Source organism: Citrobacter sp. TBCS-14, from assembly GCF_005280805.1.
GTDB lineage: Bacteria > Pseudomonadota > Gammaproteobacteria > Enterobacterales > Enterobacteriaceae > Citrobacter > Citrobacter gillenii.
This window is the reverse complement of sequence record NZ_SZWM01000164.1, coordinates 460,580-473,926: the sequence shown is the minus strand read 5'-3', so window position 1 is coordinate 473,926 and position 13,347 is coordinate 460,580. Positions and strand designations below refer to the sequence as shown.

Annotated in this window: 13 protein-coding genes; 8 read left to right on the top strand and 5 right to left on the bottom strand. The window is 51.9% G+C overall.

Translation table 11 applies throughout. The annotated features are described in order from the left end of the window. Positions 1-6: 6 nt before the first annotated feature. Positions 7-336, bottom strand: coding sequence for a hypothetical protein (locus FDX22_RS05960; protein WP_115258438.1), 330 nt, complete (start codon positions 334-336; stop codon positions 7-9). Between the two features lie 598 nt (positions 337-934). On the opposite strand from FDX22_RS05960, the gene FDX22_RS05955 reads away from it, so the two are divergent. From FDX22_RS05955 to FDX22_RS05945, 3 genes are all read left to right on the top strand, one after another. Then, positions 935-2,278, top strand: coding sequence for a VOC family protein (locus FDX22_RS05955; protein ID WP_146716865.1), 1,344 nt, complete (start codon positions 935-937; stop codon positions 2,276-2,278). Positions 2,279-2,471: 193 nt separating this feature from the next. Then, the gene (locus FDX22_RS05950) at positions 2,472-4,127 is read left to right on the top strand and encodes a glucan biosynthesis protein D (RefSeq protein WP_117342838.1); all 1,656 of its coding nucleotides are present in this window, start codon (positions 2,472-2,474) and stop codon (positions 4,125-4,127) included. 167 nt (positions 4,128-4,294) lie between these two features. Next, positions 4,295-4,519, top strand: a complete 225-nt coding sequence (locus FDX22_RS05945) for a YdcH family protein (RefSeq protein WP_003833168.1) — start codon at positions 4,295-4,297, stop codon at positions 4,517-4,519. A gap of 66 nt (positions 4,520-4,585) precedes the next feature. Here FDX22_RS05945 and alr read toward each other — a convergent pair whose 3' ends face one another. Further along, positions 4,586-5,812 (bottom strand): alanine racemase, encoded by a 1,227-nt coding sequence (gene alr / locus FDX22_RS05940; protein WP_146716864.1) that lies wholly within the window; start codon positions 5,810-5,812, stop codon positions 4,586-4,588. Positions 5,813-6,030: 218 nt separating this feature from the next. Here alr and rimL point away from each other — a divergent pair, with 218 nt between their 5' ends. Next, on the top strand, positions 6,031-6,576 hold the full coding sequence (gene rimL, locus FDX22_RS05935) for a 50S ribosomal protein L7/L12-serine acetyltransferase (RefSeq protein WP_146716863.1): 546 nt from the start codon (positions 6,031-6,033) through the stop codon (positions 6,574-6,576). Here rimL and ydcK read toward each other — a convergent pair. Then, a complete protein-coding gene (gene ydcK / locus FDX22_RS05930; protein WP_146716862.1) occupies positions 6,568-7,548 on the bottom strand; it encodes a YdcK family protein in 981 nt (326 codons plus the stop codon). The two genes, rimL and ydcK, sit on opposite strands and share 9 nt — an antisense overlap. A gap of 113 nt (positions 7,549-7,661) precedes the next feature. On the opposite strand from ydcK, the gene tehA reads away from it, so the two are divergent. From tehA to FDX22_RS05915, 3 genes are all read left to right on the top strand, one after another. Next, the gene (tehA, locus tag FDX22_RS05925; RefSeq protein ID WP_115258443.1) at positions 7,662-8,663 is read left to right on the top strand and encodes a dicarboxylate transporter/tellurite-resistance protein TehA; all 1,002 of its coding nucleotides are present in this window, start codon (positions 7,662-7,664) and stop codon (positions 8,661-8,663) included. Then, the gene (gene tehB, locus FDX22_RS05920) at positions 8,663-9,259 is read left to right on the top strand and encodes a tellurite resistance methyltransferase TehB (protein WP_096756964.1); all 597 of its coding nucleotides are present in this window, start codon (positions 8,663-8,665) and stop codon (positions 9,257-9,259) included. Before tehA ends, tehB begins: the two co-directional genes overlap by 1 nt. A gap of 168 nt (positions 9,260-9,427) precedes the next feature. Next, positions 9,428-10,099 (top strand): DUF3313 domain-containing protein, encoded by a 672-nt coding sequence (locus FDX22_RS05915; protein WP_115258444.1) that lies wholly within the window; start codon positions 9,428-9,430, stop codon positions 10,097-10,099. Between the two features lie 43 nt (positions 10,100-10,142). Here the strand turns inward: FDX22_RS05915 and FDX22_RS05910 are convergent, their stop codons facing one another. Beyond that, entirely contained in the window at positions 10,143-11,051 is a 909-nt protein-coding gene (locus FDX22_RS05910; RefSeq protein WP_096756966.1) for a DMT family transporter, read from the bottom strand. Positions 11,052-11,239: 188 nt separating this feature from the next. Between FDX22_RS05910 and FDX22_RS05905 the strand changes: the two genes are divergently transcribed. Beyond that, the gene (locus FDX22_RS05905) at positions 11,240-12,109 is read left to right on the top strand and encodes a helix-turn-helix domain-containing protein (RefSeq protein ID WP_146716861.1); all 870 of its coding nucleotides are present in this window, start codon (positions 11,240-11,242) and stop codon (positions 12,107-12,109) included. Here the strand turns inward: FDX22_RS05905 and FDX22_RS05900 are convergent. After that, positions 12,092-13,258, bottom strand: a complete 1,167-nt coding sequence (locus tag FDX22_RS05900; protein WP_146716860.1) for a benzoate/H(+) symporter BenE family transporter — start codon at positions 13,256-13,258, stop codon at positions 12,092-12,094. The two genes, FDX22_RS05905 and FDX22_RS05900, sit on opposite strands and share 18 nt — an antisense overlap. Positions 13,259-13,347 lie beyond the last annotated feature (89 nt).

Below are 13,347 nucleotides of genomic sequence, written 5' to 3'. Positions count from 1 at the left end.
ACACCTCTACAACATTACGGCTGCTGTAGCTGAAATCATGTCTATCATCTGTTTTTCGATGCGAACAAGATCAGCTAACAGGGCAGCATAACGACGGTATTCACCAACAGGAAGATTAAACACAATATCCATTTCTCCTCGTTCTTGACACGCATTGAAGGAAGCAACAACGTATTCAAAACCACGCTTATCAGTAGCTGCACGAATGGCCCCTTGCACTTGCTTTATGTTTGACTCTGTTACCTTAATCATTGCATGGCATTCAAAGTTAGCCGTCATCAGTGACGGGGGAAGTGCATTATCAATAAACACAAAAGCAAACACAATGATAAACATAGCGAAGCATATGATATGAGCACGAATGGCTAATTGTGGTTGATATGTGTTCTATTTTAAGTGCCATTCATGCTCTGCATAATTGTTAACTTTCAATGGGTAAATCAACGGGTAAACCATGGAGGTATTGAGTGGTGCGTTTCCGCGCATTGTGTTAGCCAGTATGTGATGGCAATGAGGCATGTAGTACGGGGAGGGTTTTATAACGCGTGAGTTATTTAAAAGTAAATCTATACCCACCTGTGTATGATATGGCCTACTCAATACACAACATACAAGAGGCATACACAGAACATAGTGTGCATGTGGTTAAGTGTATGATATGTCTGCGATGAAGTGATAACAGGAGATTATCACGGTGAGAGAACGAGATAGTTTAGCAAGAGTGATCGATTACCTGCAGGCCATGTCACAGGGTAGGGTACACTGAATCGCCTCGTGTTTTCTATGATTCCAGTGTGACCCGCATGATTGCTGGATCTTTAATGTCTCCGTGCTTATCAAAAATTTGGGTGCTAATCACAGATTGTAAATTCTTCCCACCGGACTCGGTAGCGTTCTCTACACTCCAGGTAATATTCACTGGAGGCATGACATTATGGCGAACACCATCACGGCAGATGAGATTCGGGAACAATTTTCGCAGGCAATGTCAGCAATGTACCAGCAGGAAGTCCCGCAGTACGGCACGTTGCTGGAACTTGTCGCTGATGTGAATCTGGCGGTACTGGAAAATAACCCGACGCTGCATGAAAAACTGGCCAATGCGGATGAGTTAGCGCGTCTTAACGTTGAGCGCCACGGTGCGATCCGGGTAGGGACCGCGCAGGAATTATCCACGCTGCGGCGGATGTTTGCCATTATGGGCATGTACCCGGTCAGCTATTACGATCTCTCCCAGGCGGGCGTTCCCGTCCATTCCACGGCGTTTCGCCCCATCGATGATGCTTCGCTTTCGCGTAATCCGTTTCGGGTGTTTACCTCGCTATTGCGTCTCGAGTTGATCGATAACGTAACATTACGCCAGCGGGCTGCGGATATTCTCGCAAAACGCGATACTTTTACGCGCCGTTGCCACGAATTACTGGATGAGTTTGATGCGCAGGGTAGTTTTACATCTGCCCAGACTCAGGAATTTGTGCATGAAGCATTGGAAACCTTCCGCTGGCATCAGCACGCTACGGTAGATGAAGAGACCTATCACGCGCTACACAACGAACATCGACTGATTGCTGATGTGGTGTGTTTCCCCGGTTGCCACATCAACCACCTGACGCCACGCACGCTGGATATCGACCGTGTGCAGTCGATGATGCCGGAATGTGGCATTGAACCGAAAATCCTCATTGAAGGGCCGCCGCGTCGCGAGGTGCCTATTCTGCTGCGCCAGACCAGCTTTAAAGCGCTGGAGGAGGCGGTGCTGTTTGCCGGTGAAATGCGTGGTACGCATACCGCACGTTTTGGCGAGATTGAACAGCGTGGCGTGGCGCTGACCCCAAAAGGCAGGCAGTTATATGATGAACTTCTGAGTCACGCGGGAACGGGTAAAGACAACCTGACGCACCAGCTGCATCTTCAAGAGGTGTTTAAAGCCTTCCCTGACAGTGAGTTTTTGCTACGCCAGCAGGGGCTGGCCTGGTTCCGCTATCGACTAACGCCGTCGGGCGAGGCGCATCGTCAGGCGATCCGACCGGAGGATGACCCGCAGCCGCTGATCGAACGAGGCTGGCTGGTGGCTCAACCGATCACCTACGAAGATTTCTTACCGGTGAGCGCTGCGGGCATTTTCCAGTCTAATCTGGGCAATGAAACCCAGGCGCGCAGTCATGGTAACGCCAGTCGGGATGCGTTTGAACAGGCACTGGGCTGTGCGGTTTATGATGAGTTTGTGCTGTATCGGGAGGCTGAAGAGCGCAGTAAACGGCGCTGTGGTTTACTTTAATGGAATTTACACGGGATTCGGTCTGTTCCCATCGACATAATATATTTTCGATTTTGTACAGATAATCGGCGACCAACAATTGGATTATTAATGAATTTTGTCTAGAGTGAGCGGTCAGAAATGTGCACTCTCTTGCCGCAGATTTTGACCGGCGCGGGACCATTCACACGACCAGAAGGACTTACTTTCAGGCATGAATCGTAGACGATTTATTAAAGGTTCAATGGCAATGGCCGCCGTGTGCGGAACCAGTGGTATTGCATCACTCTTTTCCCGTGCTGCCTATGCGGCAGAGTCTGACATTGCAGACGGAAAAACCGTACGTTTTGATTTTTCCGTACTGCAATCAATGGCCCATGATTTGGCACAAAAACCGTGGGGCGGTGCGCCGCGCGCGTTGCCGGATACGCTGGCGAAACTCACGCCTCAGGCTTACAACAGTATTCAGTACGACGCCGAGCAGTCGCTGTGGAATAACGTTGAAAATCGTCAGCTGGACGCGCAGTTTTTCCATGTCGGCATGGGGTTTCGTCGCCGCGTGCGCATGTTCTCGGTTGATGACAGTACGCATCTGGCGCGTGAGATCCACTTCCGCCCTGAACTGTTCAAATACAACGATGCGGGCGTAGATACCAAACAGCTCGAAGGGCAAACCGATCTCGGATTCGCTGGTTTCCGCGTGTTTAAAGCGCCGGAACTGGCCCGTCGCGATGTGGTTTCTTTCCTCGGTGCCAGCTATTTTCGCGCCGTCGATGACACCTATCAGTACGGTTTGTCAGCGCGTGGCCTGGCGGTGGATACCTATACCGACAGCAAAGAAGAATTTCCTGACTTTACCGCGTTCTGGTTCGAAACGGTCAAACCGGGCGCGACCAGCTTTACGGTGTATGCGCTGCTCGACAGCCCAAGCGTAACCGGTGCGTTTAAATTTGTGATCCACTGTGAGAAAACGCAGGTGATCATGGATGTGCAGAACCATGTCTACGCCCGTAAAGACATCAAACAGCTCGGCATTGCGCCGATGACCAGCATGTTTAGCTGCGGTAATAACGAACGTCGGATGTGCGATACCATTCACCCGCAAATCCATGACTCCGACCGCCTGGCAATGTGGCGCGGCAACGGGGAGTGGATCTGCCGTCCGCTGAACAATCCACAAAAACTGCAGTTCAATGCCTACACCGATAACAACCCGCGCGGCTTTGGCCTGTTGCAGTTGGATCGTGACTTCTCCCACTATCAGGACATCATGGGCTGGTACAATAAGCGCCCAAGCCTGTGGGTCGAGCCGCGTAACCAGTGGGGCAAGGGGACCATTGGCTTGATGGAGATCCCAACCACCGGTGAAACGCTGGATAACGTTGTCTGCTTCTGGCAGCCGGAGAAGGCGATCAAAGCCGGTGACGATCTGGAGTTCAAATATCGCCTGTACTGGAGCGCACAGCCACCGGTACGCTCACCGTTGGCGCGTGTGTTGGCAACCCGCACTGGCATGGGAGGATTCCCGGAAGGGTGGGCACCGGGCGAGCATTACCCGGAAAAATGGGCGCGCCGCTTTGCCGTTGACTTCGTCGGTGGCGATCTGAAAGCCGCTGCGCCGAAAGGTATTGAGCCGGTGATTACGCTCTCAAGCGGCGAAGCGAAGCAGATTGAAATCCTCTACGTTGAGCCGATCGATGGCTATCGTATTCAGTTTGACTGGTATCCGACCTCTGACTCAACCGAACCGGTAGATATGCGCATGTTCCTGCGTTGTCAGGGCGATGCGATCAGCGAGACCTGGCTGTATCAGTATTTCCCGCCAGCACCGGATAAACGTCAGTACGTTGACGACCGCGAAATGCGTTAATCGCACGGTCTGTGGCTCTCCTGAAGGGGAGTCACAGACCTCATCTCTGCTGAAACATTCTGTACGCTATTTACTCGATCCTGTTCGCATTTTTCCCTATGTCAAATGGGTAAGCTGAAGGTGTGTATTTCTTATACACGCTTTTTGTCCACTAACAGGGAGAAAGTATGTTTCCAGAATACAGAGACCTCATTTCCCGACTGAAATCCGAGAACCCTCGCTTTCTGTCTTTATTCGAAAAACACAACAGCCTTGATCATGAGATTTCCAGACTGGAAGGTTCGGATGGTCGGGGATACAGTTTGGATATTGTTCGCCTGAAGAAACAGAAACTTCACCTGAAGGAAGATCTGCTCAAAATCCTGCAAAAAGAAAGTGTCAGTGAGAGCTAAATAGTACGGCTCTCACTGTGTAAAAGGGCTTTCCGCAAAAAATGGGAAGCCCTTCCTGTCTAAGACTTAATCGACCATAACCCGTTTGTTCGTCGCGCCCCATAGAATCGACATTTCGGTGAACAGCGCGCCGCTGATTTCTTCCACTTCCTCTGCGCTAACCTGCGCCTTGCCCTGTTTACCGAACAGCACCACCTCATCACCAGAGGTCACCAGCGGCAAATCGGTCACATCGACAATCAGTGTATTCATTGACGTTTTACCCAGCACCGGTACCCGCTGGCCGCGGATCAGCACATGCCCTGCGTTGCTGAACATGCGACGATAGCCGTCAGCATAACCTGCCGGAATGTTAGCGAGAACGGAATCGCGTTTGAGTGTATATGTACGGTCATAGCCGACGGTATTACCTTTCGGGTAATGGTTTACCGACGCAATCGATGATTTAAACGTCATCACGCGTTTGTATTCTGTGCTGGCGATGGTATCACCATAAAAAATTCCGCCAACGCGCACCAGATCCAGCCATGATTCACGCACGGTCAGCGTGGCGAAGGTATTGGCCACATGCAACGTCACGTCTTCGCGCTTCAGTCCGGTAATCTTGAGAACCTGGGCTGATTGGGTATTGAAGCGGGCCAAATCGCGCTTGACCACCGCGGCATCTTCTTCCGGGAAATGCGACATGATGCCGACAATTTTCAGTCCGGGTAAGGCCGAAATAGCGTGGGCTTCTTCCAGTCCGGCCGCCGTGCTGACTTCCAGACCGTTGCGCGACATCCCGCCAGAGTTCAACGCCAGATGAATACGGATGGTTTTGCCTTTCTCCTGAGCAATGGCGCTCAGACGTTTCGCCATATCCAGATTGCCAATCAGCTCCTCAGTATCAAAATCTGCCGCCTGACGCATCTCTTTTTCCGTGGCATTACGCACGCGCATCAGTTGTGATGTAAAACCGGCCTGACGCACGATGCTGATTTCTTCATTACTGGCGACGCCAATACACTGCACGCCGTTTTGCATCATCACTGGCGTGACGAGAGACAGGTCGTGCCCGTACGCGTCGCCTTTGAGAATGGCGCACAAGCGAGTTTTATCTCCCAGCAACTGCTGAACTTTGTGGATATTATATTCCAGCGCGCTGCGGGAGATCTCCAGGGTGGTATTATCCACCACCACCTGCTTGCTGACTGCATAAGGCACGGGACCGGTCTGCGAGGTGGGAACGGGTTGGTGACAGGCGGTGATCAGAAACAGCGGGATAAGTGCTAAACGACCCAAAGGTGCTGCCATGCTTGCTCCTTAGCAAAAAAATAGCGGTATTATTGTCATCATTGCGGATCATCCCCATGAGGATGCCCGGTTAATCAGATTAGCGGGTTCGGCGCGGTAGATTGTCGCTAAGTGATTGCTGTTACAGCATAAAAGTATGATGTCCGGGATGATAAATAGATTAATATCTGCGGATGCCAGTCAGAAATGCCCCGTTAACGAAAGTGAAGGAGATAAACATGCCAGAAGTCATCCCCGTCAGCGACACGCTGGAACTGCGGGCAGTCGAAGAGCAACACGTCACGCCATTGCATCAACTGGTACTCAAAAATAAGCGCTGGTTGCAGCAGTCGCTGAACTGGCCACAGTTTGTCGAATCCGAGGATGACACACGCAAGAACTTGCAGGGCAATATGATGCTGCACCAGCGCGGCTACGCCAAAATGTTCCTTATTTTTGAACAGCAGAACGTGGTGGGGGTGATCTCGTTTAACCAGATAGAACCGTTGAACAAAGCTGCCTATATTGGTTACTGGCTGGATGAAGAACATCAGGGGAAAGGCATACTGTCCCGGGCGCTACAGGCGTTTATTCAACATTACGCGCAGCGCGGTGAGATCCGCCGTTTTATCATTAAATGCCGGGTAGATAACCGTGAAAGCAATCAGGTCGCACAGCGCAATGGTTTCCTGCTGGAAGGTTGTCTGAAGCAGGCGGAGTTCCTCAACGGTGAGTACCATGATGTGAATCTCTACGCCCGTATCATTGATTGCGCCTCAGAATAAGCCTGCCAGAGGCGTGCGGGTAATACGTTGCTCGCCGTTGATCACTTTCGGGCCGCGCAGATGAATTGCGTCGCCTTCAAAGGCCTCGATGCAAGCCTGGCCGGTAACCTCAATGTGATGTTCGATTAGCACTTCGCCCTGGATACAGGCGTGGCCTTCAATGAGAATGCGATCGTCAAGTAGGATTGGGCCACCGCGTAGGCGCGCATGCCCCCCAACCAGCACGTGATGCTTCAGGACGCAGTTACCCTCGATCACGGCGTGCTCCGCCACCTGTGAGCTGTAGCGCAGGGTAGGAATGGCATCTTCATCAGTTCCGGAGGTAACCCGAGCATGGCCGTAAACTTTCGCGCAATCGCAGATCCAGACGTTATTTTCTTCATTGCCTTCTATTCGCGCAAAATCAAACACTTCGGCGCGGTGTTCGATAAAGGCATAATTGACGACAGCGTCGCCATAGATTTGCGCCTGATGCACAACGCGCGAGTTGCTGACGGTTGCGCGGTCATAAATGTGCAAAATCTGGTCGCTTTCACGGGTTAATCCTTTGGCGGCAATGATTTCTGAACCACTCAACACGCGAGCCTCACCGGAAAGGAGGCATTCCCCACGGACAGTCGAATCTTTGATCGTGACGTTGTCACGTATTTCTGCGCCATGGCTGATTTCTGCCTGGTCAATCCATGCGTTATCGCCAACTTGCGTTCCCTCTCTGATCACGCTTGCACGGGTAATGCGGGCGTTGCCGGAGATAACCGCCCCGGCAAAGGCGATGGCATTCTCATCGTAAATCCAGCAATCACCGTTTTGCGCCAGCACGCTTTCGTCGTCAATCCAGCCGCCTGGCGTACCGGCTTGCACATCATTAAAGTCGGTGAGGGCGATGACCTGGTGTAGCAATACGTTTTTTTTGTGGCCATTATCCTGATAACTGAAGGAACGTGGCTCATCGCTCAGACGGTATTTGGTCATAAAGAATTTCCCAGTTGCACACCTTAGTTAAACGTAGCAAAGTTTTCAGCACTGGCTAAACAGCCGTAAATTCCATAAAATGTATTTCAAATATACTTTAAAAAATAAACAAAATGAGTAATAACAAATACAGTGAGCGAGTTCTTAATCTTCCGGCCGGTTATTTTGGCATGGTACTGGGAACCATCGGGATGGGTTTTGCCTGGCGATATGCCAGTCAGATATGGCCGGTGAGTCACTGGATAGGTGACGGTCTGGTGATCCTCGCGATGGTCATTTGGGGGCTGTTGACACTGGCATTTATGACCCGTCTGGTGCGTTTTCCCCACAGCGTGCTGGCGGAAATACGCCACCCGGTGATGAGCAGCTTTGTCAGTCTTTTCCCTGCCACCACCATGCTGGTGGCGATTGGTTTTGTACCCTGGTGCCGGCCCTTAGCCGTGGTCTTGTTTGGTATTGGGGTGGTGATCCAGCTGTCGTACGCAGCCTGGCAAACGGCAGGGCTGTGGCGGGGTTCTCATCCGGAAGAAGCTACCACGCCGGGTTTGTATCTGCCGACCGTGGCCAATAACTTTATCAGCGCCATGGCCTGCGGCGCGCTTGGTTACACTGATGCCGGGCTGGTGTTTCTCGGGGCGGGCGTCTTCTCCTGGTTAAGCCTTGAGCCGGTTATTCTGCAGCGTTTACGCAGTTCTGGTGAACTGCCGGCGGTATTACGTACCTCGCTGGGTATTCAACTGGCTCCGGCGCTGGTGGCCTGTAGTGCCTGGCTCAGCGTCAACGGTGGCGAAGGCGATACGCTGGCAAAAATGTTGTTCGGCTATGGCCTGCTGCAACTGCTGTTCATGTTGCGTCTCATGCCGTGGTATCTGTCTCAGCCGTTTAATGCATCATTCTGGAGCTTCTCGTTCGGTGTCTCGGCGCTGGCAACGACGGGGCTGCATTTAGGCCACGGCAGCGAGTCAGGTTTTTTTCATACGCTGGCGATCCCGCTGTTTATTTTTACCAATTTTATCATTGCGCTATTACTGATACGCACGTTTGCATTGCTGATGCAGGGAAAACTGCTTATTCGCACGGAGCGTGCAGCATTACTGAAATCTGAGGATAAATAATGACCCGTTGTGACGAAAACTACTTTACTGAGAAATATGATTTAACCCGCACGCATTCCGATGTTGTCGAGGCGGCAAAAATTGTTACGCCAGGCAAAACATTAGATTTAGGCTGTGGGAATGGTCGTAATAGCCTGTACCTGGCGGCTAACGGTTATGACGTGACGGCGTGGGATAAAAACCCAATGAGCATTGCCAACCTTGAGCGCATTAAAGACGCAGAAGGGCTGACCAATCTGCACGCTGAGGTAGCGGACCTCAATGCGTTACGCTTTGACGGTGAATATGATTTTATTCTTTCCACCGTGGTGATGATGTTCCTCGAAGCAAAAACCATCCCGGGCTTGATTGAAAATATGCAACGCTGCACCAAACCGGGCGGATATAACCTGATCGTCGCGGCAATGGATACCGATGATTTTCCGTGCACCGTTGGGTTCCCGTTTGCGTTTAAAACCGGAGAATTACGCCGCTATTACACCGGATGGGATCTGCTGAAATATAACGAAGATGTGGGTGAACTTCATCGTACGGATGAGAACGGCAACCGTATTAAACTGCGCTTTGCAACAATGTTGGCGCGTAAAGCTGGTTAACCTACCCATTTGTGATAAGCCTTTCTACGTTCAGCATTTTTTTTGTGCTGAACGTTAAGATAACGTTAAGATAAAATTGTGCGGTCCTTACCATTTTTAGTGCATCCAAAATGATTCTGATTTGCTATTCTTTTCAGGCACCATTGCGAAAACTAAAGGGACCGTTTCATGCGTACTCAAACTTTATTTAAAGTTGCAGTGCTTACTGGCCTGTTGGCATTATCTGGCTGTGCATCAAAAGTGACTCAGCCGGAGAAATACTCTGGGTTTTTAAAAGACTATTCTGGCCTGAAGGAAACTAAATCAGCAACGGGGCAACCGGTGCTTCGTTGGGTTGACCCTAGCTTTAATGAATCTAAATACGACAATATCGTTTATAACCCGATTACGTATTATCCGGTTCCTAAACCAACCACTCAGGTTGGACAACAAGTTCTTGATAGGCTGCTGAGCTATACCAATACTCAAATGAAAACCTCCATTGGTAAGCGTAAGCCGCTGGTGACAACGCCTGGCCCACGTACTTTGATTTTCCGCGGGGCGATCACTGGTGTTGATACCAGTAAAGAAGGGCTGCAATTCTATGAAGTGGTTCCGGTTGCACTGGTTGTTGCCGGTACACAAATGGCAACAGGGCACCGTACCATGGATACCCACCTCTATTTTGAGGGTGAGTTGATCGATGCGGCAACCAATAAGCCGGTAATTAAAGTTGTCCGTAAGGGCGAAGGCAAAGATCTGAATAACGAGAGTACGCCGATGGCGTTCGAAACGTTGAAGAAAGTTGTTGATGACATGGCGACCGATGCCTCCATGTTTGACGTAAATAAAAAGCAATAATGAAAAACGCACCGTCTGCTTTCTGCGGATGGTGCGATTTTTTTCAGGCGACCCGGCGGCGGTACAGCAGTTTCCCCATCAGCATTTCCGGGCGGGTGAACATCACCAAATTCCCCAGTAAAATCAGCACTAATCCGGCAATGGCATTAATCTGCCAGACATACCCCTCATACAGCGTAGACAGCGTCAGTGCCACCAGTGGAAAAAGCAGCGTGCTGTAGGCCGCCTTGCTGGGACCGATACGTCCGACCAGCGTGAAATAGGCGCCAAAGGCAATCACCGAACCAAAAATTGCCAGATACAACAGCGCGCTAAGATAACTGAAGGTCCACTGAGGTGTGAAGTTGTCGCCGCGCACCAGGGCAATGGTAGCAATCAACACGGTGCCGTATAACATCGCCCAGCTGTTGGTGGTCATCACCTCGAGGCCATTTTTCTGATGGCGCAGGCTTATCATGTTGCCCAGTGAGAAACCAAACGTGCCGAGGGCGCTCAAGCCAATGCCCAGCAGCAGCGAATGATTTAACCCGCTGTTGACTAAATCTTGCCAGAACAAGGTGACGATGCCTGTCAGGCCCAGTCCGGCGGCGACATAAAAACGTCGCGGCGGTTTTTGACCAAAAAACAAGTAGCTATTAACCGCGTTGAACAGGACTGCCATTGAGAAAATAACCGATTCGAGTCCGGTATTGATCCATGCGGCGGCTGTGTAAAAACACCAGAAGTTAAAACAAAAAACGCATCCGCCTTGTAACAAACAAAACAGATGGTCACGTGCGGAAAGCTTACGCAATTTTCCGCTGACCAGCAGAATGACTATCATCACCGTGCTGGCAACGGCAAAGCGCCAGAAGATAGAAACAGGGGCGGCAACCGGGCCTTGTTGCAGGTAAATGGCAATCCATGTCGTGCCCCATATCACCACCACCAGACTGTACAGCAGTGCGTTCATACATCGCTCTCATTTTGCCTATTCAAAGGCAGACTGTGCCACGCCACTTCCGAGGGCGCTTTCATCCGATTGCGGGAGACTTGCAAAATCTTGCGCTTTTTTTTATGCAAAGCGGAAAAGAGGGCTGTTAACACCCTGTTGCTGAGATAGACTGAAAGTCTGCTCACAACGTCTTTGAAAGTGATGGTATGCCTCAGCCCTACGATGCCTTTGAAAACTTACGCAAACATAATGCCGTGCTGCATGAATCGGTTGCGTTACATTCTGGGATCCAGCTGGCGGCGTGGTCGAACAAACGCGATACCATCACCCAATATTGCGATCACCATACGCTCAGTTTGTATGTGGCAGATGGCTATGAGAGTTACCACAAAACGGCGGGCGGCTGGAAGAACGGCGGTGGCCCGGACCGCTTCTGCCTGATGCCTAAAGAGAGTGAATCCAGCTGGGATATCCGCGACGATCTGTCGTTTGTGCATCTCTACTGCACCGACGCGCATTTGCGTGAGGTGGGGGAGAAAGTCTGGGATAAGAGCCCTTATAGCGTCATGCTGGACGAACATACTTTCGGCAGCGATCCGGGGATCACCGCTGTGTACCGCCAGTTTCTGCTTGGTAATGACTGGCAACAGCCTGCTAACCATCTCACGCTGAGCGCCGCATCTTCGCTGTTATTAACGCACCTGATCCAGCATTACAGTAACGTACAATGGCGACCGCCGGTGGTGACGGGCGGACTCGCGCCCGTCACCTTGCGTAATGTGCTGGCCTATATCGACGCGCATTTGGCGTACCCCATCACCCTGAGCGATTTGGCAGGTGAAGCGGTGTTGAGCGATTTTCACTTCGCCCGAATGTTCCGCCAGTCGATGAACATGGCGCCCCATCAGTATGTCATGCAGCGCCGTATGGCGCTGGCGCAGCAGCTGGTTTGTTACTCTTCCCGCAGCTTGTCTGATATCGCGATGGCCTGCGGGTTTAGCTCCGCCAGCCACTTCAGCAACCGTTTTAAGCAGGTGACGGGCAAAACGCCCTCGCAGCTACGTGCGGCGCGCTAATCTCAGCACCGTGTAGCACACCCCTCCGGCAATTAATCCCCAAAATGCAGATCCAATCCCCAGCAGCGTCAAACCACTGGCGGTGACCAGAAAAGTGATAATCGCCGCGTCACGCTCGGCTTCGTGATGCAGCGCCTGATACAGGCTGCCGCTAATCGTCCCCAGCAGCGCCAAACCGGCCAGCATCTGGATCCAGCTCACCGGCAGGGCCGCCATTAACCCGGTCACTGAACCGCCGAATACGCCTGCCAGCAGATAGAAAACCCCCGCGGCAGCGGCCGCTAACCAGCGTCGCTGGGCGTCCGGGTGCGCTTCCGGGCTTTGGCATATCGCGGCGGTGATGGCGGCAATACAGATGGAGTAGACGCCAAACGGGGAAAACAACAGCGCCAGCAGGCCGGTGAACACGATCAACGGCGAAACGGGTAATGAATAGCCGGAGGCCTTCATGGTGGCAATGCCGGGAGCATTTTGCGAGGCCATGGTGACCAGAAACAGCGGCAGAGCAATACTGATGCTGTGGGCGAGGGAAAAGTGGGGGGCGATAAATTCCGGCATCACCGGTGAGAGAGTGATGTTGTTAGTGACAACGTCACCTTTTATCAAGGCAATCATTATTCCTACCAACATCGCAGCAATGACCGCGTAGCGCGGGGCGACAACTTTGAGCACCAACCACGCCAGCAGCATGCTGCCGCACAGGAGCAGCTCGTTGTTCAAACTATTAAATGCCTGTAGGCCAAAACGCAGCAGGATCCCCGCCAGCATCGCTGACGCCAGCGAGTGAGGGATGACTTGCATCAGTCGGGCGAACAATCCCGTCACGCCGCACAGGACAATCAGCGCATTGGCGACAATAAATACGCCAATTGCCTCCTGAATAGTGACACCCTGCAGACCGGTGACCAGCAGCGCTGCACCGGGCGTTGACCACGCGGTTAATATCGGCGCACGGTACCGTAACGTTAATGCCAGCGTACTGACGCCCATGGCGATGCCCAGCGCGGTCATCCAGCCGGCAATTTGCCCGGTAGTTGCCCCGGCGGCTATCGCCGCTTGCCAGATAATCGCCGCTGAACTGGCGTAGCCGACCAGCACAGCAACAAAACCAGACAGTACGGTAGGCAGAGGGAGTGAATATGTGCGCATAGCGACTCCGCGTGCGTTATAACGGTCGGTCACTGTAGCACTGTGCGCTATAGCGTACAAGTGATAGTCTAGTGCTTTGCCACATGAGA